The following is a 24,871-nucleotide window of genomic DNA, read 5'->3' as shown; positions in this document are numbered from 1 at the left end:
CTGCCGGAGCGCCAAAATGAGCATTGCAGTCCCCTTCCTCGTATTCCTGCTGGTCGGCGCGTTCTCCGCGTACCACCGCCTGCGCCTGCCGGTCTGGGCCGCGCTGACCGCCGTGGCACTGGTGGCCTGCTGGCTGCTGGGCGCCAACGGCGTCGCCACCGCGGTGGCGGGCATCATCGCCGCGCTGATCGCGGTGCCGCTGCTGCTGCCGCAGATCCGCCTGCCCTTCATCAGCACCCCGCTGCTGGGCTTCTACACCAAGATCCTCCCACCGCTGTCGGAGACCGAGCGCTCGGCAATCGAGGCCGGCACGGTCGGCTTCGAGGGCGAGCTGTTCTCCGGCCGCCCCGACTGGCAGGTGCTGCTCGACCAGCCGGCGCCGACCCTCACCGCCGACGAGCAGGCGTTCCTCGACGGCCCGGTCGAGGAGCTGTGCCGGATGACCGACGACTGGGACATCACCCACGTGCGCGCCGACCTGCCGCCGGAGATGTGGGAGTTCATCAAGAAGAACCGCTTCTTCGGAATGATCGTGCCGAAGGAGTACGGCGGCCTGGGCTTTTCGGCACTGGGTAACCACAAGGTCATCCAGAAGCTCGCGTCGATCTCCTCGGTGGTCAGCTCCACGGTAGGCGTGCCCAACTCGTTGGGTCCGGCCGAACTGTTGATGCACTACGGCACCCAGGAACAGAAGGACCACTACCTGCCGCGCCTGGCCGACGGCCGCGAGGTGCCCTGCTTCGCGCTGACCGGTCCGTGGGCCGGCTCGGATGCTACCTCGATCCCGGATTTCGGCGTCGTCTGCATGGGCGACTGGAACGGCGCGAACGTGGTCGGCGTCAAGCTGACCTTCGACAAGCGGTACATCACCTTGGCACCGGTCGCCACGCTGATCGGACTGGCGTTCCGCATGTACGACCCGGATGGCCTGCTCGGCGACAAGCGCGACATCGGCATCACCCTGGCCCTGCTGCCGCGGGAAACCGCGGGGGTCGAGGTCGGGCGCCGCGCGATGCCACTCAACAGCCCGTTCCAGAATGGTCCGGTGCGCGGTCAGGAAGTGTTCCTGCCGCTGAGCCAGCTGATCGGTGGCGAGGCGTACGCGGGCAAGGGCTGGCAGATGCTGGTGGAGTGCCTGTCGATCGGCCGCTCGATTACCCTGCCCTCCACCGCCAGCGGCGGCGCCAAGCTGGCCGCCGTGGTGACCGGCGCCTACGCGCGCATCCGCAAGCAGTTCGGCCTGTCGATCGGCCGTTTCGAGGGCGTGCAGGAAGCGCTGGCCCGCATTGCCGGCAACGCCTACACCATCAGCGCCCTGTCGGAGGCCTCCGCGGCCGCGGTGGCGCGCGGTGAGCTGCCGGCGGTGCCGTCGACGATCTCCAAGTACCACTGCACCGAGCTCGGGCGCCAGGTGGCGCAGGACGCCATGGACATCCACGGCGGCAAGGGCATCATCCTCGGGCCGCGCAACTACCTCGGTCGCTCGTGGCAGGCCTCGCCCATCGCGATCACGGTCGAGGGCGCGAACATCATGACCCGTTCGCTGATGATCTTCGGACAGGGCGCGATCCTCTGCCATCCGTGGGTGCTCAAGGAGATGAAGGCGGCGATGCTGCCGGACGAGGACGATCGCGTCCGCGAGTTCGACCGCAACCTGTTCGGCCACATCGGCTTTGCGATCTCCAACGCCGTGCGCTCGCTGTGGTTCGGCCTGACCGCCGCTCGCTTCGGCAAGGCGCCGGGCGACGCGTACACGCGCCGCTACTACCGCAAGCTCAACCGGTACTCGGCGGCGCTGGCGCTGTGCGCGGACACCTCGATGCTGCTGCTCGGCGGCAAACTGAAGTTCAAGGAGTCGCTGTCGGGCCGCCTCGGCGACGTGCTCAGCCAGCTCTATATCGCCAGTGCGCTGCTCAAGCGCTACGAGGACCAGGGCCGGCCGGAAACCGACCACCCGCTGCTGGCCTGGTCCCTGCTCAATGCCGTGCACAAGATTGAAGTGGCGCTGTCGGGTGCGTTGCGCAACTTCCCGGTGCGCCCGGTCGGCTGGCTGCTGTGGGCCCTGATCTTCCCGCTGGGCCGCCGGGCGACCCCGCCGGGCGACCGCCTGAGCCGCCGCGCCGCTTCGCTGCTGATGTCGCCCAACGAGGCGCGCGACCGCCTGGCGACGGGCGTGTTCACCACCCCGGGCCCGACCAACCCGGCCGGTCGCATCAACAGCTACCTGCAGGCGGTCATCCTCGCCGAGCCGGTCGAGCGCAAGTTCCTGAAGGCGATCAAGGGCAGCGACATCGAAGGCCTGACCTTCACCGCCCAGCTGGACGAGGGCGTGCGCGAAGGCTGGATCACCGGCGAGGAGCGCCGCCAGCTCGAGGAGCTGCGCGCAATGACGGTCGACACCATCAGCGTGGACGATTTCGATCCCGCGGAGCTGCGTTCGGCGGGCTACCGGGACGAGTCGCAGGGTCGCCGCGAAGTCGCCTGAACCGGCGCGGCCATCGAAGCTGACACGGCGGCGGGCGAGAGCCCGCCGCTTTCTTGTTGCGCCAACGGGCGGCCGTCAGTCGGCGTCGTTGTGCAGTCCGTCCCCGGGCAACCGCCGCTGCGCCCGCACCACGCCCCAGGCGCCGCCGAGGAACCCGAGCGCCACCAGCACGCCGGTGGCGAACACCGCGGTCGTACCGAATATCGACAGCAGCTTGTGCACCCACACGAACGTCAGGTCGCCACCGCGGTACACCACGGTATCGATGACCGCCTTGGCCTTGTAGCGGGACTCGCGATCGACCCGGGTGTACAGCGTTTCCCGGCCGGGCTTGGCGAGTGAGAACTCGCCGGCGCGCGTGGCCACCTGCACCACCGCGACCAGCAGCGGCAGTGGCGACGCGGCCAGCGCGCAGTAGCCCAGCAGGATCGCGAATGCCGGCAGCAGCAATGCCGGTGCCACGCCGTGTCGGCGCAGCAGCCAACGGGTGACGAACAGCTGGATCACCAGGGTCAGGCCGTTCACCGCCCAGTCGATGGTGGCGTAATAGCGCGTCGCCGCTTCCGGCGTCGGATGGAACTCCCGGACGATCGCGGCCTGCTCGTTGTAGAGCAACGTGCCGACGCCGACCCCGAACACCATCATCACCGCGAGCGCCCGCAGCAGTGGTTCCTGCCATACCAGCCTGAGCCCCGCCAGCACCGATCCGCCGATGGCCTGCTCGCCATCGTGCACACCGTGCCGGCGTTCCCGGCGGGCCGCCCAGGGCCTCAGCCGCAGGATGCACAGCAGGCAGACCGCAAGGAAGCCGGCCGACACCAGCAACAGGTTCGCCACCCCGAGCGGGCCGACCAGCCAGCGGGTGATGGCCGGGCCGACCAATGCACCGATGGTGCCGCCCGCGCCGATGTACCCGTAGAGGCGCTTGGCGTGCTCGTTGTCGAACACGTCCGCCATGAAGCTCCAGAACACCGCCACGGCGAACAGGTTGAACACCGCGCTCCAGACGTAGAACGCCGCACCACGGCCCGAAACGCCGGTGTCGAACAGCCAGTAGAAACCGAGCAGGCAAGCGATGAAGACGAGATAGACCAGCGGCAGGAACACCCGCCTGGGAAAACGCGCCACCAGCGCGCCGTAGACCGGCTGCAGCAGCACCATCGCCACGAACACCGCGCTGAAAAGCACCTGCAGGGTGTACTCGCCCAGGTCGACGCCGGCGCTAGCCGCCAGGTCGACCAACCAGCGTGGGAACACCGTGGCCGGGTCGCCGGACGCGCCCATCGCGTCGCGCACCGGACGCAGCACGTAGTAGCCGCACAGGAGGCAGAAGAAATAGAGCAGCGCCCACCACAGCGGTGGTGACTCGGCCAGGGCCACGCGGAACCGGCGCAGGTTGGAGACGTTGGAGGTCACGGCGGGCCGCGGGACGAGCGATGCGGCACGGTAGCCGAACGCGCTTGCGCTGTCAGTGACGGATCCGGTCGGCCTGGCCGTACGCGGCGCCCAGCAGTGGCGGCAGCGGACAGTGCAGGATCGCGCAGATGGTCCGCAGCAGCTCGGCTTCGGCCACGCTGACACGGCCGTCGTGGCTGGCCGCGATGGTCACGGCCTCGACCAGCAGCTTCTTGGCCATCGGGTGGAGCAGGTCCAGCGATGGCCACACCTGTTCGAGCGCCTGTACCGGCTGGGCCGGCGCCCGGTAGCGGGCCTGGTGGTGCGGCAGGATGTGCTGCATCCCGGCCAGGAACGCATGGCGCGCCGAAACCTCGTCGGCATGGCCGGCATGCGCGGCAACCGTCAGCAGGACGGTGATCTCGTCGACGAGCGTCCCCGGCTTGCGGCGGCCGAAACTGGCATAGCGTGCCGGCGCCAGGGACTCGCGCAACTGCACGGTCAGCAGCCGGCCCAGGCAGTACTCGAACAGCGACACCTCGCCGTCCGCGGTCGACATCGCTTCCACCGTGTCGAGCAGCAGTTCCAGTTGCGGACGCGGACGCCGGCGCAGCACCGGGAACGACAGTTCGACCAACGGCAGCCGCAGCATCGGGTGCAGGTGGGCAAGGTGGCGCTCGTACAGTCCGCGCACGTCGGTCGCGACCGCTTCCCCCAGGCGCGCGGCGATGCCGAACAGCTGCCGTTGGGCCACGTCCGTGCGCGGGTCCACCAGCACACCGAGCACCAGCGCGATGGCCCGGTCGCGGTCACGGGCGAGAGCGCGCAACGGTTCACCCAGCTCACCCATGACGACATCCGCGCGGTGGTGGTCGTCTTCGTCCGGATTGCCAACGTGTGCGGACACCTGCCCGGCAACGATGCCCCGTTCGGCGTGCGCGGGTGGCAGTGGGTCGTGGGTGGCAAGGCCGAGGTGCAGGTCTTCCTCCAGCCCGTGCGGCGGCTGGTCCTTCCAGCGCCTGGACAGCAACGCCAGTTGCCGGTCGCTGAAAGACGGCTCCAGCGCCTGGATGCGTTCGACCAGCGGCGGATGGGTGGCGAACCATTCCGCCATGCGGCCGCCGAATCCCAGGCCGTCGCCGAACAGCATGTGGCTGACTTCCTCGGCATCGCCGGTGGAAGCCAGCACCGACCCGTCAGGCAGGCCACCGATTTTCTTGAGTGCACCGGCCAGGCCGGCCGGCTGGCGGGTGAACTGCACAGCGCTGGCGTCCGCCAGGCGCTCGCGCTGTCGGCTGACCCCGGCACGGATCAGGCGGGCAAACAGCAACCCCACCCAGCCGATCGCGATCATCGCCGCCGCGGCCACCATCACGCCGACCGCCACGCCAGCGCCTCGACGATGCCCGCGGCCCTGCAGGCCGACGCGCCCGAAGTCCAGCACGTGGCGGCCGATCAGCCCCAGCATCGAGATCCCGAACAGCACCCCGACCAGCCGCAGGTTGAGCCGCATGTCGCCATTGAGGATGTGGGCGAACTCGTGGGCGACCACGCCCTGCAGCTCATCGCGGTTTAGCCGCTCGAGCGCCCCGCGGGTGACCGCCACCACCGCGTCCGCCGCTGCGTGGCCGGCAGCAAAGGCGTTGATCCCCGCCTCGTGGTCGAGCACGTACACGCCCGGCACCGGTACGCCCGAGGCAATGGCAACCTCCTCGACCACGTTGCGCAGGCGCCGCAACTCGGGGTCGGTCGTGTCGGCCGCGACCGGCGTGCCACCCAGTTGCGCGGCAATCGCCTCGCCACCCCCGCCCAGGCTCGCCAGCCGGTAGAGCGAACCCAGGCCGATCGTCGCAAGGGTCAGGACCGTCGCCACTACCAGCGCACCGCCGCTTCCGCCGCTCACCACCCAGGCCATTGCATCCACCGCGAGCACGACCGCGACCACGGCCAGTGCAAACAGCACGACCAGCCGAACGGATGCGCGGCGCGCGGCCGCCTGGCGCTCAAAGAAGTTCATCGGACGGATGTCGGTGCCGCGCGGGCGGCGCCATGCCAAGCGTCAGAAACGCACCTGCGGGGCCAGCCGCATTTCGGGCTGGTCCGTTGGCAGGGATAGTGGCGCGGCCGGGGCAAAACCGAAGTTGCCCGCCACCAGGCTCGAGGGGAATACCTCGCGCTTGTTGTTGTAGGCCATCACCGCGTCGTTGTAGGCCTGGCGTGCAAACGCCACGCGGTTCTCTGTGCTGGTCAGCTCTTCGGACAGCTGCGCCATGGTCTGGTTGGCCTTCAGGTCCGGATAGGCCTCGGCCACCATCATCAGCCTTCCGAGCGCACCCTCGAGTTGGCGCTCGCCCGCGTCCAGCTGGGCCATGGCAGTGGCGTCGCCGGGACTGGCCTTGGCCGCCGACAGGCCCGACACCGCCGCCGCGCGCGCCTGCATCACCGCTTCCAGGGTTTCCCGCTCGTGGGTCAGGTAACCCTTGGCGGTCTCGACCAGGTTCGGGATCAGTTCGAAACGGCGCTGCAGCTGCACGTCGATCTGGGCAAAGGCGTTCCTGTAGGCGTTCCGGGCGGTCACCAGACCGTTGTAGAGGCCCACGCCCCAGAACATGAACAGGAGAAACAAACCCAACAAAATCAGGAAGCTGAACATGTTTGCTCGCGTAACCCTGAAAACCGGCGCTATGATCCGGGGACCCCGAGCATACGCAGGCGCGACGACCTATGAAAGACGAAGCGAACCGGCTCCCTCGCATCGGTGGGCGTCTGGGTGCGCTCGCGTTCCTGCTGACGCTGACGCTGGGTTCGGCGGCGCAGACCACGCTTCCGTGGAGCGACACCGCACAGGCCGATTCATCCGAAGTCGAGGCCTCCTTGCGTGGCCCGGCCACGCAGCCGGTGCAGGTCGCGACCAGCACGCCGCAACAGGCGCCGCCGGTGCCGGCACGCGTCAAGCCGGCCGCCCCGCCGCTGCCACCCGACTTCGACGTCGCCATGTTCGAGGCGATGGCCCAGCAGATCGTCGCCAACCAGCGCGTGCCCGGCCTGGCGATGGCGATCGTCCACGACGGCAAGGTTCTCAGCGCGCGCGGCTACGGCATCACCGACGTCAGCGACGCGGAGCCGGTCGACTCGCACACCGTGTTCCGGCTCGCATCGCTATCCAAGGGCTTCGCCGGCACCATGGCCGGCCTGCTGGTGGCCGACGGCCGCCTTCGCTGGGACAGCAAGCTCACCGACTACATGCCCGAGTTCGAACTGAGCCAGCCCGGCGCCGCCAGCCAGATCACCGTGGCCGACCTGCTGAGCCACCGCGTTGGTCTGTCGCACAACGCCTTCGATCGCGACCTTGAGCGTTACGTCGACTACCGGACCCTGACCCGCCGGCTCTCCAGCGCACCGCTCAAGTGCCAGCCCGGCACCTGCTACGCCTACCAGAACGTCGCCTTCAGCCTGATCGGCGACATCGTGTTCGCCACCACCGGCGACTTCTACAGCCAGGAAGTGCAGAGCCGCCTGCTCAAGCCGCTGGGCATGAACGACGCCAGCCTCGGCCTCGAGGGCATCGAGTCCAGCGCGCGCTGGGCCAAGCCGCACGTGCGCGGCCGTGGTGGCTGGGTCTCGGTCATGCCCAAGCCGACCTACTACGAAGTCGCACCCGCCGCCGGCGTCAATGCCAGTGCCAGCGACATGGCCCAGTGGCTCATCGCCCAGACCGGCCATCGCCCCGACGTCATTCCCGCGCCGCTGCTGGCCACGCTGCACAAGCCGCTGGTCGACACCCCGTACCAGACGCGCAGCTCCTCGTGGCGTCGTGCCCGCCTCGACTCCGCGGGCTACGGGCTTGGCTGGCGGGTCTACAACTATTCCGGCCGGCCGCTGGTCTACCACGCCGGCGCCGTGCAGGGTTATCGCGGCATGATCGCGATGCTGCCCGACCAGGATCTCGGCATCGCCGTGCTGTGGAACGGTGAGAGCTCGGTGCCGACGGGGCTGCTGCCGACGATGATCGACCGCGCGGTCGGGATTCCGTCGAGCGCCACGGCCTGGCTGGACATCGATTTCAACCAGCACGCCTGGTACGCCGAGAACGGGCGCAACGCCCCCGGCAGCAGCGCCGCCGAGGCGACCGCCGCACCGCGCTGAGTCATGGCGGCGTTCCATCCGGGGACGCCGCAACCCGCGATCCAGTCCAGATCGCAATCGCCGGGCCCCAATGAAAAAGCCCTCCCCCGCCTGGGCCGCGGGGAAGGGCTGACTGCAGTGTTGCGGTATCGGGTGGCTTAGATCATCGGTGCCGGGGTTGCCGGCATCGCGGTCGGAGCCTGCTGCTTCTTGGTGGCGCGACGGGTCGGCTTCTTGGCCGTGGCCTTCTTCGCTGCCGGTGCCTTGGCGGCCTTCTTGGCGGCCGGGCGCTTGGTCGCCGCCTTCTTGGCGGTCTTCTTCGCGGCTGGACGCTTGGTCGCCGCCTTCTTGGCGGTCTTCTTGGCAGCGGTCTTCTTGGTAGCTGCCTTCTTGGCGGTCTTCTTCGCGGTCTTCTTGGCCGCCGGTTTGCGCACGGCCTTCTTCGCGGTCTTCTTCGCCGTGGCCTTCTTGGCCGTCTTCTTCACCGACTTCTTGGCGGTTGCCTTCTTGGCGGTCTTCTTGGCGGTTGCCTTCTTTGCAGTCTTCTTGGCGGTTGCCTTCTTCGCGGTCTTCTTCGCGGTCGCCTTCTTGGCGGCCGGCTTCTTCACCGCCTTCTTGGCCGCGGACTTGCGCACGGTCTTCTTGGCGGCGGCCTTCTTGGCTGCCGGCTTCGCAGTCTTCTTCGCCGCTTTCTTCGCGGCAGGCTTCTTCTTCGCAGCTTTCTTCGTGGCCATGAGATGGCTCCTCGTCAGTGGTCTATCGGGGTGTACAGCCCAGTACCAAAACGTCGCGGGGTGCGACCCCGCGACCAACCGCCGACACCACCGGTGCCGGAGCGGATCCACGCACTTCCACCTGCATGCCCGCCACGCCGGCGAAGCGAGTCGCGCGCAAAGAAAAACCCGATCCGCCGAAGGCCGACCGGGCTGCATGCAAGGGAAGGTTTCGCGATTGCGGATGTTTGGAACCCACCGGGGACAGAAGCACCGCGTCCACCGTTTTGACCATCCAGGCGGAGTTCCGTGTTGTTGCCCGCGTTGTCGCGTTGACTTTGCTCACTCGCTTCCGTGGGTAACGCTGTTTCGCGAAACCTAATCACGGTTTTTCATAGTGTCAACAAGTCCCCGCGCGCTTCGCCCTGCCGTTTTCCCGACAGCAGCGGCGCATTGGTCGACGCGGCTTCGTCGCGAACCGGTTGCGTTGCGATCAACAGGATGCCCGGGCATTTGCACGCGCCGCTGATAGCCAAGCGCAGCGCGGTCTGCAGCCATGCCATGCAGTGCGGTCTTGCGCGCACGCAGCGCAGCCGGTCGTAATCGTCGCGAAACCGCACTGGCGAATTTTTGACCAGCCAGCGATATCGGGAGAACGCCCGCCGTGCGAGCCGTTTCGCATTGCACAAGGCGAAAGTGCGCGGGAATTTTCATGCCGACTCACTGGCACGGATCGCCGCCAACGAAAAATCCGCGCCGTTGCCGACGCGGATTTCCATGTGTGTCGCGTTGCCCCGATCGGGGCATGACGGTCGCCCGTCAGTGGTCTTCGTCTTCGAGCAACTCGGCATAGCCGTCCGGGTCGAGCAGCTCGTTGACCTGTCCGGGCTCGTCCATCTGCAGGGTGAAGAGCCAGCCTTCGCCGAACGCATCCTCGTTGATGGTCTCGGGCTTGTCGCCGAGTGCGTCGTTGACTTCGACCACGGTGCCGCTGACCGGCGCGTAGACATCGGACGCCGCCTTCACCGACTCCACCACCGCGCACGCGGTACCGGCCTCGACACGGTCACCGACGCCCGGGAGCTCGACGTACACCAGGTCGCCCAGCAGGCCCTGCGCGTGGTCGGAGATACCGATGGTGGCCTTGCCGTCGGCCTCGACGCGGATCCACTCGTGTGATTTCAGGAACTTCAGGTCGCCGGGGATCTCGCTCATGGGATGCTCCGATGCTGCGGGTGTGGGAAAGGGGCGGACAGTGTAGCGAAGGCGCCGCGGCGCGTGGACTGCGCCGCGCCGGGGTGGGACGTGTCAGGCCAGCACGCCGTCCTGCGGCTGGCCTTCCCGGACGAACGGGAACTTGACCACGCGCACCGGCACCTCGCGGCCACGGATGTCGACCCGCACATTGGCGGCGGCGCCCAGCGGGATGTCACCGGCCGGCACACGGGCGAAGGCGATCGCCTTGCCAAGCGTCGGCGAGAACGTGCCCGACAGGATCTCGCCTTCGCCGTTCGGGGTCAGCACCTTCTGGCCATGGCGCAACACGCCCTTGTCGTCCATCACCAGCGCGATCATCTGGCGCGGCGCGCCGTCGGCCTTCTGTCGCTCGAGCGCCTCGCGACCGATGAACCCGCGCCCCTCGTCGAGGGAGACGGTCCAGCCGAGGGCGGCTTCGTACGGCGACACGGACTCGTCCATGTCCTGGCCGTAGAGGTTCATCCCGGCTTCCAGCCGCAAGGTGTCACGCGCGCCCAGGCCGGCCGGCTTCACCCCGGCGGCCAGCAACGCGTCCCACAGCGCGACGGTGCGGTCACCGGGCGCGACGATCTCGAACCCGTCCTCACCGGTGTAGCCGGTGCGGGCGATGAAGACGCCGGTGCCGTCGGCAAGCTGCGCGTCGCGCGCGGCGAAGCGGCCAAGCTTGGTGATCGACGCGCGGTCCTCCTCTCGCAACAGTCCGATCACTTTGTCGCGTGCGTTGGGGCCCTGGACCGCCACCAGTCCGAGGTCGTCACGCTCGACCACCTCGACGCCGAACGGCGCCGCCTGCCGGGCGATCCACGCGAGGTCCTTGTCGCGGGTGCCGGCATTGACGACCAGCCGGAAGAACTCCTCGCCGAGGAAATAGATGATGAGATCGTCGATCACCCCGCCCTGCTCGTCGAGCATGCAGGTGTACAGCGCCTTGCCGGGCTTGGTGAGCTTGTCGACCGAGTTGGCCACCAGCCTGCGCAGGAACTCGCGCACGCGCTCGCCCTTCAGGTCGACGACGGTCATGTGGGAGACGTCGAACATGCCCGCGTCCTGGCGGACCGCGTGATGTTCGTCGATCTGGGAGCCGTAGTGGATCGGCATGTCCCAGCCACCGAAGTCGACCATCTTGGCGCCGAGGGCGCGGTGGCTGTCGTTGAGGATGGTCTTCTGGGTCATGGTCCGGCGCCTGTTGTGGGGCGGGCATTATCCCAGACCGGCGCCGCGGTGGCGGCGCCGGCGTACGGAAGCGTCCGGTGTCAGGTCGCGGGCTCGACCTTCAACGTCATGCCGTCGCTGCCGACCACGCGCACGGCGGTGCCCACCGGCAGCTCGGGACCGGTGACGTCCCAGTAGGCGTCAGCGATCTGCACGCGCCCGCGGCCGGAGACGATCGCCTGCTCGAGCGGCACGACGCGTCCGACCAGGGCGTCGGTGCGACGATTGAGTGTCGGCCGGTCACTCACCCGCTCGCGACCACGGAAGCGGGTGCGGTAGATCTGGATCGACGCGAAGCTGAGGACGACGAAAGCCACCGCCTGTGCGAGCAGCGGCAGGTCGAACAGCAACACCAGGACGAACACCGCCGCTGCCGCGAACCCGAGCCACAACATGAAGGCGCCCGGGGCAAGGGTCTCGGCCGCGAACAACAGCAGCGCGATGGCCGCCCATGCCACCGCTTGCCAGTCCCAGCGCATCGCTCAGCGCCCCGTCCGCGGCGGGACCACGGCATGCGGACCGGCCGGCCGGTCGAGCGCTTCCTTGGCCAGGTCGGCGATGCCGGCGATCGAGCCGATCACGCCGGCCGATTCCATCGGCATCAGGACGAACTTCTGGTTCGGCGCCTCGGCCAGTGCCTTGAACGCCTCGATGTACTTCTGCGCGACGAAGTAGTTGATCGCCTGTACGTTGCCAGCGGAGATGGCGTCCGACACCATCTGCGTCGCGCGGGCTTCGGCCTCGGCCAGTCGCTCGCGCGCCTCGGCCTCGCGGAACGCGGCCTCACGCTCGCCCTCGGCTTCGAGGATCGTGCTCTGCTTCTCGCCCTCGGCCTTGAGGATTTCCGCCTGGCGGAAGCCCTCGGCCTCCAGGATGTTGGCGCGCTTCTCGCGCTCGGCCTTCATCTGCCGTGCCATCGCCTCGACCAGGTCACGCGGCGGGGCGATGTCCTTGAGCTCGATGCGGTTGACCTTCAGTCCCCACGGGTGCGTGGCCTGGTCGACCGCGGCAAGCACCTTGGCGTTGATCTCGTCGCGGCGCGACAGCGACTCGTCCAGGTCCATCGAGCCGATCGAGGTGCGGATGTTGGTCATCACCAGGTTGAGCGTGGCGATCTCCAGCTGTGCCACCTCGTAGGCCGCCTTGGCCGCGTCGAGTACCTGGAAGTACACGACGCCGTCGACCTTGACCACCGCATTGTCCTTGGTGATCACGTCCTGGCTGGGGACCTCCAGTACCTGCTCCATCATGTTGATCTTGCGGCCGATCCCCTGGTAGACCGGGATCAGGAAGTGGAGACCCGGCGACAGCGTGTGGGTGTACTTGCCGAAGGCCTCGACCGTCCATTCGTAGCCCTGCGGCACCATCCGTACCGCCTTGAACAGCATCACCACGCCGGCGAACACCAGCACGATCGCAAGCATCGTCCCCAGTCCCATGCCACATCCCCAAAGTTATGCGTAGGGGGAGTATAGGCACGGCGCGCGCCGGCGCGGGTGGCCGGTACGGGTGGCCAGCGCGCCCGGTGGCTACTTGGTCAGGATCAGCTTGTCGTTGCGGGTATGCCGCAACCGGTAGGTCTCGCCGCCGTGGCGGATCAGCACCTCGCGGGTGCCGCGCAGCAACGCACCGCTGTCGAGCGGACGCGCGTCGGCGACCGGGGGGTGCGTGGCGTGGTGCACTGGGGCGACGGGACGCGCCCGGTCATCGGACCGGATCGGCAGGTGGAGTAGACGCGGCCGATTGAGGGTTTGCAGGGCCATTGCGCAGTGCTCGGGGACGGGAGTGCTAGATGATAATGATTCGCATTAGACGCGCAACCCGCAAAGCACATTCAGTTTGCTGCGACCCTCACCCGCCCCCACACCGGGTCGCCCATGGACTCCACCAGCTCGATGGCGCGCAGGTTCTCGAGCAGTTGCTCGACCCGGCTGGCGCCGAGGATGACGCTGGACACGTGCGGGTTGCGCAGGCACCAAGCTATCGCCAGCGGCGCGGGTGGCACGTCCAGCTCCTTGGCCAGCGCGGTGAAGTGGCGCGCACGTTCGAGCCGGCGCTCGCTTTCCCCGCCGACGATGGTCTTGCGCAGGTGCGGCCCGAGTGCGCCGAATCGCCCGTCCTCCGACACGCCGTCGTTGTAACGGCCGGTCAACAGGCCCGAGGCCAGTGGCGACCACGTCGTGGTGCCCATGCCGTATTCGGCATACAGCGGCGCGTACTCCAGCTCCACCCGTTCGCGGTGCAGCAGGTTGTACTGCGGCTGTTCCATCGTCGGCGCTTGGAGGTGGTGCGCGCGGGCGACCTTGTGCGCCTCGCGGATCTGCGCGGCCGACCATTCGGACGTGCCCCAGTACATCACCTTGCCCTGGCGGACCAGGCCATCCATGGTCCGCACGGTTTCCTCGACCGGCGTGTCCGGATCGGGACGATGGCAATAGAACAGGTCCAGGTAGTCTACCCGCAGCCGTTTAAGCGCGCCGTGGCAGGCGTCGGTCACGTGCTTGCGCGACAGCCCGCGCTGGGTCGGCCGCGGTGCCTCCACCGAACCGAAGAACACCTTGCTGGACACGCAGAAGCCGTCGCGCGGCAGGCGCAGGTCGGCGATGACGTCGCCCATGACCCGTTCGGCCTCGCCGTTGGCGTAGCTCTCGGCGTTGTCGAAGAAGTTGATGCCGTGGTCCCACGCGGCCGCGACGAGTTCGCGCGCCGTGCCGCGGCCGACCTGGGCACCGAACGTGAGCCACGCGCCGAACGACAGTGCGGACAGTTGCAGGCCGGACGAGCCGAGGCGGCGGTACTGCATGGACGGACTCCAGGTGGGAACGATCGCAGTGTAAGCCCGGGGTCGAGCCCGATTGCCGCAGGCGGCTCGCTCCAGCGTCCGGCCGCCCGTACAATGGGCGGGCTGTTTCCTCCGGGGAGTAGCCCACCCGCGCAACGCGCGGGGACATGCATCAACACGCTTGGCCGGCAGGCCGTGGTGCATGGGGGATCGCCAGTCGATCCGGGGCAAGACCGAAGGCGACCATCGTGCGAATGACCCAGGGTGCCCAGGCACCGGGGCCGGGCCGCGCGGCGGTCGCTTTCCGACTGCCCGCCCGGCTCCCCGATCGTCCAATGCCCCAGTTGCAGTCACTGCTGCCCGATACCCTTCCCCTTGCCGCCGCACTCGTGTCCACCGGCACGGTCGCGTTGGCCGAGATCGGCGACAAGACCCAGTTGCTCGCCCTGCTGCTGGCCGCGCGGTTCCGCCGGCCATGGCCGATCATCGCCGGCATCCTCGTCGCCACCCTCCTCAACCATGCATTGGCGGCCTGGGTGGGGGCGCTGGCCGCCGACTGGCTGCGTCCGGAAGTCCTGCGCTGGGTCGTGGCCGCGAGCTTCCTGGCTGTGGCGGTGTGGACGCTGAAGCCCGATTCGCTCGACGATGAACCAGGGCTGCCCGGGCGGGGCGCCTTCATCGCCACCACCATCGCGTTCTTCATCGCCGAGATCGGCGACAAGACCCAGGTCGCCACCGTCCTGCTCGCGGCGCGGTACGAGCCGTTGTGGGAGGTCATTGCCGGTACCACCGTGGGGATGCTGTTGGCCAACGTGCCGGTGGTGCTTCTCGGCAGCCGCTTCGCCGACCGGCTGCCGCTGAAGGCCGCCCGCTATGTCGCGGCGACGGTGTTCGCCGTGCTGGCCGGCTGGGTGGCCCTGCGCGGATTCGGCTGAGGGCCTTGGGCCTGACGCCCGTCGAGGGGCCACGCTATGCTGCGGCCGGACGCAGGGGAGGTCATGGAAAGCCGAAGCGCAAGGGAGATCCTGGCCGCCGTGCTGGCTCGACCCGACGAGGTCATGCTCGAGGTCGGTGCGGGCGGCGAGCTGCTGGTTGCACGCCTGCGCGTGGTCATCGCCGCGCTGTTGCTGGTGCTTCCGCTTGCCAACGCGGTCAGCGGCGGCACGGTTCGCGAGACCCTGATCGGGCTGGGCGGCGCGGTGTTCGTCAATGTCTTCGCACAGGTCTGGCTGCAGCTGGCCCGGCGCCGGCGTCGCTATCGCTGGCTGTCGTTTGCTACGGTCGCGTTCGATGTCACCGCGACCACCGCCGTGCTCATCGTGCTGGCGTTTGCCCACCTGCCGGCCGCGCTCAACAGCATGGTGGTGTGGGGGTGCTACCTCCTGGCGATCGTCCTGACCGCCCTGCGCGGCGACGGTCGCACGACCTTGTTCGCCGGTGCGCTGGCCGTACTCCAGTACGGCGCGATCATCGCCGCTGTGTTCGCCTTCGCCGACTCGCCCGAGCACTTGCTGTCCAGCGACTACGGGGCGGTGACCCCGGGCCCGCAGGTACAGCGGGTGATGCTGCTGGTGATCGCGACGATGATCACGGCAACCGTGGTCTACCGGATGCAGCGGTTGGTCGAGATGTCCGGCACGGATGGCCTGACGCGCCTGCCGAACCGGACCTGGCTGCTGCATCGCATGCCGCGGCTGTTGGAGGTAGCCAGCGAGGAGGACGGCAGCCTCAGCCTGGCGCTGATCGACCTGGACCACTTCAGCCGCATCAATGACGAGGCCGGCCACCATGCCGGCGACCGGGCGATCCGCCATGTGGTCGAAGTCCTCAAGGGCATGACCGAGCGCAACGAGCGACTGGTGCGCCTGGGGGGCGAGGAATTCGTACTGGTGATGCCGCAGCCGCTGGGCACCGCCTGGGAGCGCGTCGATGCGATCCGGCGCGTGCTGGGCCAGCGCCCGTTCGATCCCGAGCGCGGCAACCTCGAGCCCCTGCGGTTGACCTTCAGCGCCGGCGTGGCCGCGAGCCCGCACGACGGCCACGACCTCTCGACCCTGCTGCGCCGGGCCGACCGCCGCCTGAAGATGGCCAAGCGCGAGGGGCGCAACCGGGTGATCGCCCGCGACGGCTGAGCGCCACAGCGAGGTACCTGAACCGGCGGATTGTTGCCCGCCCCTGCCCGCCTGCCCTACGCTGCGCGGTCGAGCACGGCAATGGCCGCAGGGGAAGTGGATGGAAGGTCTGTCACGGGTCGCCTTCGGCCTGTTTGGTCTCGCGGTGCTGGTCGGCATCGCCTGGTTGTTCTCCAACCACAAGAAGGCGGTCGACTGGCGGCTGGTGCTGACCGGCATCGTCCTGCAGATCGGATTCGCCGCGCTGGTGCTGCTGGTGCCAGGCGGCCGCGACGTGTTCGACGCGCTCGGCAACGGCTTCGTGAAGCTGCTCGGGTTCGTCAATGCCGGCTCGGAGTTCATCTTCGGCAGCCTGATGAACGTCGAGACCTACGGCTTCATCTTCGCCTTCCAGGTGTTGCCGACCATCATCTTCTTCGCCTCGCTGATGAGCGTGCTGTACCACCTGGGGGTGATGCAGGCGGTGGTGCGCGCGATGGCGTGGGCGATCACCAAGGTCATGCGGGTCTCCGGTGCGGAGACCACCAGCGTCTGCGCCAGCGTCTTCATCGGCCAGACCGAAGCCCCGCTGACGGTGCGGCCGTACATCTCGAAGATGACCGAGTCCGAGCTGATCACGATGATGATCGGCGGCATGGCGCACATCGCCGGCGGCGTGCTTGCGGCCTACGTCGGCATGCTCGGCGGCGGCGACCCGGTGGCGCAGGCGTTCTACGCCAAGCACCTGCTGGCGGCGTCGATCATGGCGGCGCCGGCGACGATGGTCGTCGCCAAGCTGCTGATCCCCGAAACCGGCACGCCGCTGACGCGCGGCACGGTCAAGATGGAGGTCGAGAAGACCACCAGCAACGTCATCGACGCGGCCGCGGCCGGCGCGGGTGACGGCCTGCGGCTCGCCCTGAACATCGGCGCGATGCTGCTGGCGTTCATCGCCCTGATCGCCCTGATCAACTGGCCGCTGACCTGGATCGGCGAGGTGACCGGCTTGTCGGCCGCGCTCGGCAAGCCGACCGACATGGCCACCCTGCTGGGTTACGTGCTGTCGCCGGTCGCCTGGCTGATCGGCGTACCGTGGCAGGACGCCAATGTCGTCGGTGGCCTGATCGGCGAGAAGATCGTGCTCAACGAATTCGTGGCCTACCTGCACCTGGCCGAGATCGTGAACGGGCAGAACCCCGGCGTGGTGTTGACCGACCAGGGCCGCCTGATCGCCACCTACGCGCTGTGCGGCTTCGCCAACTTCAGTTCGATCGCGATCCAGATCGGCGGCATCGGCGGGCTCGCGCCCGACCGCCGCCAGGACCTCGCCCGCTTCGGCCTGCGGGCCGTGCTCGGCGGCACCATCGCGACCCTGATGACCGCGACGATCGCCGGCGTGCTGACCGGCCTCGGCGGCTGACCGGGACACGCCGATGAGCGCCGTGGTCGTGATCGGCTCGTTCAACGTCGACCACGTGTGGTCGTTGCCGGTGTTGCCACGCGCCGGCGAGACGCTCCAGGGCGAGTACCGCACCGGCCCCGGCGGCAAGGGCTTCAACCAGGCCACCGCCGCCGCACGCGCGGGGGCCGTGACCGCCTTCGTCTGCGCGCTCGGCGCCGATGCCGGCGGACAACTGGCCCGCGCACTGGCGAGCGTCGACGGCATCGTCCTGCGCGACGCCGCCAGCACGCATCCCACCGGCACCGCCGGCATCTATGTCGACCGGGAAGGACGCAACAGCATCGTCATCGGTGCCGGCGCCAACGCGGCCATGACACCCGCCCACGTTCGGGCGCAGGGTGACGTGTTCGCCGATGCGCGGGTGGTGTTGGCGCAGCTGGAATCGCCGGTCGACGCCGTGCTTGCCGGTTTCGACCTGGCCCGCGACGAAGGCGTGCCGACGTTGCTCAACCCCGCACCGGCCGATGCCGATCTGCCGGCCGGCCTCCTGGCCCAGTGCGATGTCCTGACGCCCAACGAATCCGAATTCTCCGCCCAGCTCGCCCGCCACTGCGGCGAGCCGGTAGAACCCGGGGCGGTGGCGGGAATGGCCGACGCCGAACTGCATCGGCTGTGCCGCCGGCTGCTGCCGCACGGCACGGTGGTGGTGACCCTCGGCGCGCGTGGTTGCCTGGTGTCGCATGCCGACGGGATGCTTCGCGGCGACGACGCGGCGTTCTATCGCGTGCCCGCGGTGCCAGCCGACGCCATCGATACCACCGGCGCCGGCGATGCCTTCAACGGGGCGCTGGCGGCTGCATGGGCGACACACCCGGCGGCGCCATTCCACGTCCACGTCGGCTTTGCCAGCCTCTATGCCGCGCGGGCCTGCGAAAGCGCCGGCGCGGCGACGGCCATGCCGCACCTCGCCGATCTGTAACTATCTCGCGGCGTCGGACTGTGAGCTCGGGTTCGTAAATGGGACTGATTCCCATTACCATGCCCCGCTCGCGTTTCCCCGGATCCCTTATGTCCCGCACCCTCCTCGTCTCGGCCCTCCTGCTCGCGGCCAGCCCGGCCGTCCTCGCCCAGGACGCAACCGACCTCGATCGCGTGGTCGTCTCGGCCAGCACCAGCCGAATCCCCAACTCCGAGGCGGCGCTGCCCAACACGATCACGGTGATCGACGAGGCGGAGCTGCAGCAACAGCTGGCCGTAACCCAGGACCTGTCGCAGGTGCTCGCGAACCTCATCCCGGCATTCGCGCCCTCGCGCCAGAAAATGACGAGTGCCGGCGAGTCGGTGCGCGGGCGGCAGCCGCTCTACATGGTCGACGGCGTGCCGCAGTCGACCCCACTGCGCGACGGCTCGCGCGACGCGCACACCATCGACCCGGCGATGATCGAGCGCATCGAGGTGATCCACGGGGCCAACGCCCTGCAAGGCATCGGCGCATCGGGCGGCATCATCAACATCATCACCAAGCGGGCGCCCCGCGAGGATGGCGCGCGCTTCCATGAGGTCACCATCGGCGCGAACACCGCGATGCCCCGCGAGGACGACGGCGCCGGCTATCGCGCTTCGTACCTCTTCGGCACCGCGCAGGGTGCACTCGACTTCGTGGGTGGCCTCTCCTACGCGCAGGAAGGCCTGTACTACGATGCCGACGGCAATCCGATCGCGCCCGAGCCGGTGCAGGGCGACCTGATGGACGCCAATAGCCGCAATCTGTTCGCGAAGGCGGGCTGGGCGATCGACGACCAGCGGCGGCTCCAGCTGACCGCCAGCCATTATCGGCTGGAAGGCGAAGGCCACTACGCCGTGGTCGACGGCGACTACCGGCTCGGCGTTCCGGCCACCGCCACGCGCGGTGACCAGCCCTTGGAGCCTCCGCGTAACGACTCCCGCTCGGCCAGCCTGGACTACCGCGACCACGACCTCGCGGGCGGCCAGTTCCAAGGCCAGCTGTTCTGGACCCGTTTCGAAGGCCGTTACGGCAGCAACGCCTATGTCGACTTCTTCAACACCGGGAGCGACGAGGTCTGGTACGACCAGTCGCAGATCAATGCCGAGAAGCTCGGTGGCAAGTTCACCTGGACGCGCGGATACATCGCCGACCTGCCGCTCCGGCTGACGCTGGGGCTGGACCTCATCCGCGACACCACCGAACAACGCCAGCTGGCCAGCGACCTGGGCTGGGTGCCGCCGACCACGTACCAGAGCCTCTCGCCGCTGCTGCAGGCCGAGTACCGCCTCGGCCCGCTGCTGTTCACCGGTGGCGTCCGCCACGAGCGGGCCAAACTCGAGGTCGACGACTTCGTGACCCTGCCGCAGTACGGCGCGCAGTCGGTGCAGGGCGGCAGCCCCGACTTCAGCGAAACCCTGCCCAACTTCGGCGTGGTCTGGGAAGCCACCGCCGCGCTGAGCTTCTACGCCTCGTACGCGGAGGGCTACAGCGTCGCCGACATCGGCCGGGTGCTGCGCGCGGTCGACGAACCCGGCCAGAGCGTCGACACCCTGGTGTCGCTGACGCCTGTGATCGCCGACAACCGCGAGGTTGGCCTCGACTACGACGATGGCCGCTGGCTGGTCCACCTGGCGGCCTATCGTTCGGATTCCGACTTCGGGTCGCGGCTTGCATTCAACACCGCCACCGGCAGTTACGAGGTCAAGCGCGAGGCGACGGAGATCGAGGGCTTCGAGGGCAGCGTCGGCTTCCGGGTCAACGATGCCGCGCGCGTCGGCCTGGCCTACGCGCAGGCCGACGGCCACTACGACAGCAACGCCGACGGCGTCCTCGACAGCGACCTGCCCGGCGCCAACATCTCGCCGGACCGGATGACCGCCTACTGGCAGCACCAGTGGCTGCCGGGCCTGTCCACTCGTGTGCAGGCCAGCCATTCGGAGGACCGCGCGTTCGAGACCCGCGGCGTCGTCGACAGCCGGTTCGAGGGCTACACCACCTTCGACCTGCAGGCCAACGTCGGCCTTCCGGTGGGCACGCTGGCAGTGGGCATCGAGAACGTGTTGGACCGCCAGTACATCCACTACAGCTCGCAGATCCGCCCAAGCGACGAGGACTACTTCGCCGGCCGCGGCCGGGTGTTCAGCGCGAGCTGGTCGCACCGCTTCTGAGCGTCCGATGCAGACCCGCGCCAGCCTTCCGGTGACCCCCGCCAGCCCCGCCCCCGCCCCTGCGGCGAAGGCGGTCGCGGTGCGGCACAGGCTGCGCGCGATGCTCTCGTGGCTGCATCTGTGGGTCGGCCTGCTGGCGGGCACCGTGTTCGCGCTGGTGGGGCTGTCGGGCAGCGTGCTGGTCCTCCATGACGACATGCTGCAATGGCAGCACCCGCAGCTTGCCGGGCACGAACCGCGGGCCGACGGCGCCGTGTTGGCGCGCATCTTCGATCAGTGGTCGCCCGAAGGCCTCGGCAGCGTCCACCTGCCCGAACCCGACGGCGTGCCGACGTGGCAGGGCTACTTCGGCGATGGCCGGCGCGGCTACTTCGATCCGGCCACCGGCGACCTGCTGCTGATGCGCAGCACCGACGACGACTGGCTCTTGTGGCTGCACGACTTCCATATCGAACTGCTAGGCGGCGCGCTGGGCAAGGAGTTGCTCGGCATCGTCGGCTGGATCGCGGTCGGGCTGCTGCTGACCGGGCTGTACCTGTGGTGGCCCAAGGCCGGGCGGCTGCTCGCGCAACTCAGGATGCACCGCGGCCCGCCGGTGCGCCGCTGGCTGACCTGGCACCGCAGCAGCGGGGTGCTGTTGTTGCCGCTACTGTTGCTGGCCACGCTGACCGGCGTCGGCATGATCTACCACGCCGGGTTCCGCGCGGTGCTGACCGGCGCGTTCGGTGGTGATGCCATGCCCACGCCGCCCGAACTCGCGCTGGACGCCGACCGCCCGATCGACTGGTCGCGCGTGCTCGCGCTGGCGGGAACCGCCCTGCCCGATGCGCGCCTGACCCGCACCGGCGCCCCCGAGCCCGGATCCGACGTGGTGTCGTTCCGTGCGCGCAACGCCGGCGAATGGCATCCCAACGGCCGAAGCCTGGTCCATGTGAACCGCGCCGGCACGCGCGTGCTGGCGGTGCACGACGCCACCGGCCAGCGCCCCGGCGCCCGCATGACCGAGGCGATCTACCCGCTGCACATCGGTTCCGTCGGCGGGCCCGCCTACCGATGGGCGACCGTAGCCGCCGGCCTGTTGCCGGCCTTCCTGCTGGTGACCGGTTTCCTGTTCTGGCGCCGGCGCCGGGGCAAGCGCTGATACATCCCGGGCCGGTAAACTGCGCGGATGCGGATCGGTCCCCACACCATTGAGCCCGCGGTGGTCCTCGCGCCGATGGCGGGCGTCACCGACAAGCCCTTCCGGGTGCTGTGCAAGCGCCTAGGCGCCGGTCTGTGCGTGTCGGAGATGACCACGTCCGACCCGCGCTTCTGGGGCACCGCCAAGTCGCGCCACCGGATGGACCACGCCGGCGAGCCGGCGCCGGTCAGCGTGCAGATCGCCGGGACCGTCCCGCAAGTCATGGCCGACGCCGCCCGCCACAACGTCGACAACGGCGCGCAGATCATCGACATCAACATGGGCTGCCCGGCCAAGAAGGTCTGCAACGCCTGGGCAGGCTCGGCGCTGATGCGCGAACCGGCGCTGGTCGCCGACATCCTCGATGCCGTGGTCAACGCGGTCGACGTGCCGGTGACGCTGAAGATCCGCACCGGCTGGGCCGCCGGCCACCGCAACGCGCTGGAGATCGCCCGGATTGCCGAGGCGGCCGGCATCGCCGCGCTCGCGGTGCATGGCCGCACGCGCGACCAGCAATACAAAGGCCTGGCCGAGTACGACACGATCGCCGAGGTCAAGGCGGCACTGTCGATCCCGGTGATGGCCAACGGCGATGTCGACTCCCCGCGCAAGGCCCGCGAGGTACTGGATTACACCGGCTGCGACGCGGTGCTGGTCGGCCGCGCCGCGCAGGGACGGCCGTGGATCTTCCGGGAGATCGCCCATTACCTCGACACCGGCACCGGACTACCGGAGCCGTCGCTGGCCGAGGTCCGCGACATCCTGCTCGGCCACCTGCGCCACCTGCACGATTTCTACGGCGAACCGTCCGGTGTGCGCATCGCCCGCAAGCATCTGGGCTGGTACGCCAGGGACCGCCCCGAGAACGCCGCGTTCCGCGCGGTGGTCAACCGCGCCGAGACCGCCGACGCACAATTGCGCCTGACCGCCGACTACTTCGATGCCCTCGTCGCGGGCGTCGCCCCCGACCTGCCCGTTGCCGCCTGAGCGGCGCCGTGGAACCGACATGACCGACTCCTGCACCGCTACCGACTTCCCCTACCTGCACGGCTTCTCGCCGACCGAGCAGGCGCGCCTGATGAAGCAGGCGCGGCTCGCCGAATCCACGATCTTCCGCAACATCGACTACGCCGGCGCGACCCGCCTGCTCGAGGTCGGCAGCGGCGTGGGTGCCCAGACCGAGATCCTGCTGCGCCGCTTCCCCGACCTGCACGTGACCTGCGTCGATCTCAACACCGCGCAGGTCGCCGCCGCCCGCCAGAACCTCGGCAGCCGGCCGTGGCTGGACGGCCGCTACGCACTGCACGAGGCCGATGCGACCGACCTGCCGTTCGAGCCACGCAGCTTCGACGCCGCCTTCCTGTGCTGGGTACTCGAGCATGTGCCGGCGCCGGCGCGTGCGCTCAGCGAAGTCCGCCGGGTGCTGCAGCCCGGTTCGGTCGTGTACGTCACCGAGGTCATGAATGCCTCGTTCCTGCTCGACCCGTACTCGCCCAACACCTGGCGCTACTGGATGGCGTTCAACGACTTCCAGATCGACAGTGGCGGTGACCCGTTCGTCGGCGCCAAGCTCGGCAACCTGCTGCTGGCCGGTGGCTTCCACGACGTCACCACCGAAGTGAAGACCTTCCACTTCGACAACCGCGAGCCGGCGCGCCGCAAGACCATGATCGCCTTCTGGGAGGAGCTGTTGCTCTCGGCGGCCGACCAGCTGGTCGCGGCTGGCAAGGTCACCCCCGAAGTGGTCGAGGGCGTGCGCGCGGAGATGCGCCAAGTGCAGAACGACCCGAACGCGGTGTTCTTCTTCTCGTTCGTGCAGGCACGCGCCGTCGTCTACTGATCGGCCCGGACGGTGGACTGCGGCTCGGTGTCGCCGGCCGGCCTGGCCGGTTCGAGCATCCCGTTCGGGGTCCAGATGCGCTGCCACATCGCCGACAGCCGCCGGCTCGCCTGCCACGGCCACTGCAACTGGCGCGGCGGCACCTCGCGCCAGCCCGCGCCGTCATCGCGGGCGACCACGAAGCGGAACGAATAGTCCGGTTCCGACCCCATCCGCAGGTCGCTCAGCACCAGCTCGCCATCGCGCCGCTCGGCCTTCATGAAGCCGCGGTTGAACCAGGTCAGCCGCTGCACCGCCGGATACTCGTACACGGCCGCGAGCGCCTTCACGTCGGTCCGGTACTCGCGGAAGTGCATCGCCCCCCGGTCGGCGACCAGTGAGCGCTCGCCCTCGACGAAGCCCTCCGGCGTCATCGCCACGACCCGCCAGAGCAGGATGTTGAACGGGGTCGGCACCGAGAAGCGCGGCGCGTCCGCCAGGTTCATCGCCGCCAGCGAATCCGCCGCCACCCGCTCGACCTGCCACTTGGCCACCTGCGAGGCGCCCAGGTACATCGTGCTGAGCACGAGCCCGCCGACCAGCACCTGCTGGCTGATCCGCCGCTCGCCGGCGATCGCCGCCACCCCAACGCCTACCAGCAGCCACACCGTGTACAGCGGGTCGATGATGAACACGCTGGACCACATCGCCGGCCGTGCCGCGAACGGCCACAGCAGTTGCGTGCCGTAGACAGTGAAGGCATCCAGCAGCGGGTGGGTCAGCAGCGCCAGCTGGATCGCCCAGAACCACCGGCGCGGCGCCTGCGCCACCCGCCCGCCACGGCTCCGGCACCAGGTCCATATCGCCCACGCGACGAACGGCAGCACCAACAGCGAGTGGCTGACGCCGCGGTGCCAGGTCATGCGCTCGACCGGGTTGTCGGTCAGCAGGCTGATCGGCAGCACGTCGAGGTCGGGCAGCGTGCCCAGCGCCGCGCCCGCCAGCAGCGCTGCGCGGCGGTGCCCGGCCGGCGCGATGGCGGCGGCGACCGCGCCACCGAGCAGGATCTGGGTGATGGAGTCCATCGGCGAATGCTACGTCGCCTGGACAGCCGCGGCACCTTAACCGCAGGCATACCCCCGAGCGGGCACAATGCGCGGTGCGGGCGGACTCTGTATGATTCGCGCCCATCCTTTTATCCGAATGCAAGGATATA

General features: G+C 69.0%; 21 protein-coding genes and 1 CRISPR repeat array. Of the genes, 10 read left to right on the top strand and 11 right to left on the bottom strand.

Going from position 1 to position 24,871, the window contains the following annotated elements; genetic code table 11:
- The first annotated feature begins 16 nt into the window (after positions 1–16).
- On the top strand, positions 17–2,485 hold the full coding sequence (locus KOD61_RS03685) for an acyl-CoA dehydrogenase (RefSeq protein ID WP_215219709.1): 2,469 nt from the start codon (positions 17–19) through the stop codon (positions 2,483–2,485).
- Positions 2,486–2,560: 75 nt separating this feature from the next.
- On the opposite strand, the gene KOD61_RS03680 is transcribed toward KOD61_RS03685, so the two are convergent.
- The 3 genes from KOD61_RS03680 to KOD61_RS03670 are packed head-to-tail and all read right to left on the bottom strand — an operon-like array spanning position 2,561 to position 6,533.
- A complete protein-coding gene (locus KOD61_RS03680; RefSeq protein ID WP_251370645.1) occupies positions 2,561–3,901 on the bottom strand; it encodes an NTP/NDP exchange transporter in 1,341 nt (446 codons plus the stop codon).
- A gap of 52 nt (positions 3,902–3,953) precedes the next feature.
- Entirely contained in the window at positions 3,954–5,897 is a 1,944-nt protein-coding gene (locus KOD61_RS03675) for a M48 family metalloprotease (RefSeq protein ID WP_215219708.1), read from the bottom strand.
- Positions 5,898–5,939: 42 nt separating this feature from the next.
- A complete protein-coding gene (locus KOD61_RS03670; RefSeq protein WP_215219707.1) occupies positions 5,940–6,533 on the bottom strand; it encodes a LemA family protein in 594 nt (197 codons plus the stop codon).
- 71 nt (positions 6,534–6,604) lie between these two features.
- Here KOD61_RS03670 and KOD61_RS03665 point away from each other — a divergent pair, with 71 nt between their 5' ends.
- The gene (locus KOD61_RS03665; RefSeq protein ID WP_215219706.1) at positions 6,605–8,026 is read left to right on the top strand and encodes a serine hydrolase domain-containing protein; all 1,422 of its coding nucleotides are present in this window, start codon (positions 6,605–6,607) and stop codon (positions 8,024–8,026) included.
- Positions 8,027–8,305: 279 nt separating this feature from the next.
- Positions 8,306–8,585: direct repeats of the CRISPR family, unit length 25 nt; unit sequence GCCTTCTTGGCGGTCTTCTTCGCGG.
- Positions 8,586–9,110: 525 nt separating this feature from the next.
- Here the strand turns inward: KOD61_RS03665 and KOD61_RS03655 are convergent.
- From KOD61_RS03655 to KOD61_RS03625, 7 genes are all read right to left on the bottom strand, one after another.
- Positions 9,111–9,281, bottom strand: coding sequence for a hypothetical protein (locus tag KOD61_RS03655; protein ID WP_215219704.1), 171 nt, complete (start codon positions 9,279–9,281; stop codon positions 9,111–9,113).
- A 256-nt stretch (positions 9,282–9,537) separates the two neighbouring features.
- Positions 9,538–9,933, bottom strand: a complete 396-nt coding sequence (gene gcvH / locus KOD61_RS03650) for a glycine cleavage system protein GcvH (protein WP_215219703.1) — start codon at positions 9,931–9,933, stop codon at positions 9,538–9,540.
- A 93-nt stretch (positions 9,934–10,026) separates the two neighbouring features.
- A complete protein-coding gene (gcvT, locus tag KOD61_RS03645) occupies positions 10,027–11,148 on the bottom strand; it encodes a glycine cleavage system aminomethyltransferase GcvT (RefSeq protein ID WP_215219702.1) in 1,122 nt (373 codons plus the stop codon).
- A gap of 80 nt (positions 11,149–11,228) precedes the next feature.
- The gene (locus tag KOD61_RS03640) at positions 11,229–11,666 is read right to left on the bottom strand and encodes an NfeD family protein (protein ID WP_215219701.1); all 438 of its coding nucleotides are present in this window, start codon (positions 11,664–11,666) and stop codon (positions 11,229–11,231) included.
- Between the two features lie 3 nt (positions 11,667–11,669).
- Positions 11,670–12,626, bottom strand: a complete 957-nt coding sequence (locus KOD61_RS03635) for an SPFH domain-containing protein (protein WP_215219700.1) — start codon at positions 12,624–12,626, stop codon at positions 11,670–11,672.
- A gap of 90 nt (positions 12,627–12,716) precedes the next feature.
- Positions 12,717–12,950, bottom strand: coding sequence for a hemin uptake protein HemP (gene hemP / locus KOD61_RS03630; protein ID WP_215219699.1), 234 nt, complete (start codon positions 12,948–12,950; stop codon positions 12,717–12,719).
- Between the two features lie 71 nt (positions 12,951–13,021).
- A complete protein-coding gene (locus KOD61_RS03625) occupies positions 13,022–13,990 on the bottom strand; it encodes an aldo/keto reductase (RefSeq protein WP_215219698.1) in 969 nt (322 codons plus the stop codon).
- Positions 13,991–14,304: 314 nt separating this feature from the next.
- Here KOD61_RS03625 and KOD61_RS03620 point away from each other — a divergent pair, with 314 nt between their 5' ends.
- The 8 genes from KOD61_RS03620 to KOD61_RS03585 all read left to right on the top strand — a co-directional run bounded on the left by KOD61_RS03620 (position 14,305) and on the right by KOD61_RS03585 (position 23,676).
- On the top strand, positions 14,305–14,904 hold the full coding sequence (locus KOD61_RS03620; protein ID WP_215219697.1) for a TMEM165/GDT1 family protein: 600 nt from the start codon (positions 14,305–14,307) through the stop codon (positions 14,902–14,904).
- Between the two features lie 63 nt (positions 14,905–14,967).
- Positions 14,968–16,101 (top strand): GGDEF domain-containing protein, encoded by a 1,134-nt coding sequence (locus KOD61_RS03615; RefSeq protein ID WP_215219696.1) that lies wholly within the window; start codon positions 14,968–14,970, stop codon positions 16,099–16,101.
- 100 nt (positions 16,102–16,201) lie between these two features.
- Positions 16,202–17,500 carry a NupC/NupG family nucleoside CNT transporter gene (locus KOD61_RS03610; protein ID WP_215219695.1) on the top strand — a complete coding sequence of 433 codons (1,299 nt, stop codon included), beginning with the start codon at positions 16,202–16,204 and terminating at the stop codon, positions 17,498–17,500.
- Positions 17,501–17,513: 13 nt separating this feature from the next.
- Positions 17,514–18,461 (top strand): ribokinase, encoded by a 948-nt coding sequence (locus tag KOD61_RS03605; RefSeq protein ID WP_215219694.1) that lies wholly within the window; start codon positions 17,514–17,516, stop codon positions 18,459–18,461.
- Between the two features lie 89 nt (positions 18,462–18,550).
- Positions 18,551–20,656 (top strand): TonB-dependent receptor, encoded by a 2,106-nt coding sequence (locus KOD61_RS03600; protein WP_215219693.1) that lies wholly within the window; start codon positions 18,551–18,553, stop codon positions 20,654–20,656.
- A 7-nt stretch (positions 20,657–20,663) separates the two neighbouring features.
- Positions 20,664–21,797, top strand: a complete 1,134-nt coding sequence (locus KOD61_RS03595) for a PepSY-associated TM helix domain-containing protein (RefSeq protein ID WP_215219692.1) — start codon at positions 20,664–20,666, stop codon at positions 21,795–21,797.
- A 27-nt stretch (positions 21,798–21,824) separates the two neighbouring features.
- Positions 21,825–22,823: a tRNA dihydrouridine synthase DusB gene (dusB, locus tag KOD61_RS03590; RefSeq protein ID WP_215219691.1), complete on the top strand. Its 999-nt coding sequence runs from the start codon at positions 21,825–21,827 to the stop codon at positions 22,821–22,823.
- A 19-nt stretch (positions 22,824–22,842) separates the two neighbouring features.
- The gene (locus KOD61_RS03585) at positions 22,843–23,676 is read left to right on the top strand and encodes a class I SAM-dependent methyltransferase (RefSeq protein ID WP_215219690.1); all 834 of its coding nucleotides are present in this window, start codon (positions 22,843–22,845) and stop codon (positions 23,674–23,676) included.
- On the opposite strand, the gene KOD61_RS03580 is transcribed toward KOD61_RS03585, so the two are convergent.
- Positions 23,670–24,740: a metal-dependent hydrolase gene (locus tag KOD61_RS03580; protein ID WP_215219689.1), complete on the bottom strand. Its 1,071-nt coding sequence runs from the start codon at positions 24,738–24,740 to the stop codon at positions 23,670–23,672. The two genes, KOD61_RS03585 and KOD61_RS03580, sit on opposite strands and share 7 nt — an antisense overlap.
- Positions 24,741–24,871 lie beyond the last annotated feature (131 nt).

This window comes from Lysobacter luteus (genome assembly GCF_907164845.1).
GTDB classification, from domain to species: domain Bacteria; phylum Pseudomonadota; class Gammaproteobacteria; order Xanthomonadales; family Xanthomonadaceae; genus Novilysobacter; species Novilysobacter luteus.
The sequence above is the reverse complement of the archived record's forward strand: the minus strand, read 5'-3'. Positions and strand labels throughout refer to the sequence as shown.

Bases quoted from the DNA above. Each gene is read 5' to 3' on its own strand.
- KOD61_RS03665 (WP_215219706.1), top strand. From the start codon at position 6,605: ATGAAAGACGAAGCGAACCGGCTCCCTCGCATCGGTGGGCGTCTGGGT.
- KOD61_RS03580 (WP_215219689.1), bottom strand. From the start codon at position 24,740: ATGGACTCCATCACCCAGATCCTGCTCGGTGGCGCGGTCGCCGCCGCC.
- KOD61_RS03615 (WP_215219696.1), top strand. From the start codon at position 14,968: ATGGAAAGCCGAAGCGCAAGGGAGATCCTGGCCGCCGTGCTGGCTCGA.
- KOD61_RS03585 (WP_215219690.1), top strand. From the start codon at position 22,843: ATGACCGACTCCTGCACCGCTACCGACTTCCCCTACCTGCACGGCTTC.
- KOD61_RS03635 (WP_215219700.1), bottom strand. From the start codon at position 12,626: ATGGGACTGGGGACGATGCTTGCGATCGTGCTGGTGTTCGCCGGCGTG.
- KOD61_RS03600 (WP_215219693.1), top strand. From the start codon at position 18,551: ATGTCCCGCACCCTCCTCGTCTCGGCCCTCCTGCTCGCGGCCAGCCCG.
- gcvH (WP_215219703.1), bottom strand. From the start codon at position 9,933: ATGAGCGAGATCCCCGGCGACCTGAAGTTCCTGAAATCACACGAGTGG.
- hemP (WP_215219699.1), bottom strand. From the start codon at position 12,950: ATGGCCCTGCAAACCCTCAATCGGCCGCGTCTACTCCACCTGCCGATC.
- dusB (WP_215219691.1), top strand. From the start codon at position 21,825: ATGCGGATCGGTCCCCACACCATTGAGCCCGCGGTGGTCCTCGCGCCG.
- KOD61_RS03605 (WP_215219694.1), top strand. From the start codon at position 17,514: ATGAGCGCCGTGGTCGTGATCGGCTCGTTCAACGTCGACCACGTGTGG.
- KOD61_RS03610 (WP_215219695.1), top strand. From the start codon at position 16,202: ATGGAAGGTCTGTCACGGGTCGCCTTCGGCCTGTTTGGTCTCGCGGTG.
- gcvT (WP_215219702.1), bottom strand. From the start codon at position 11,148: ATGACCCAGAAGACCATCCTCAACGACAGCCACCGCGCCCTCGGCGCC.
- KOD61_RS03640 (WP_215219701.1), bottom strand. From the start codon at position 11,666: ATGCGCTGGGACTGGCAAGCGGTGGCATGGGCGGCCATCGCGCTGCTG.
- KOD61_RS03595 (WP_215219692.1), top strand. From the start codon at position 20,664: ATGCAGACCCGCGCCAGCCTTCCGGTGACCCCCGCCAGCCCCGCCCCC.
- KOD61_RS03625 (WP_215219698.1), bottom strand. From the start codon at position 13,990: ATGCAGTACCGCCGCCTCGGCTCGTCCGGCCTGCAACTGTCCGCACTG.
- KOD61_RS03655 (WP_215219704.1), bottom strand. From the start codon at position 9,281: ATGGCATGGCTGCAGACCGCGCTGCGCTTGGCTATCAGCGGCGCGTGC.
- KOD61_RS03685 (WP_215219709.1), top strand. From the start codon at position 17: ATGAGCATTGCAGTCCCCTTCCTCGTATTCCTGCTGGTCGGCGCGTTC.
- KOD61_RS03670 (WP_215219707.1), bottom strand. From the start codon at position 6,533: ATGTTCAGCTTCCTGATTTTGTTGGGTTTGTTTCTCCTGTTCATGTTC.
- KOD61_RS03620 (WP_215219697.1), top strand. From the start codon at position 14,305: ATGCCCCAGTTGCAGTCACTGCTGCCCGATACCCTTCCCCTTGCCGCC.
- KOD61_RS03675 (WP_215219708.1), bottom strand. From the start codon at position 5,897: ATGAACTTCTTTGAGCGCCAGGCGGCCGCGCGCCGCGCATCCGTTCGG.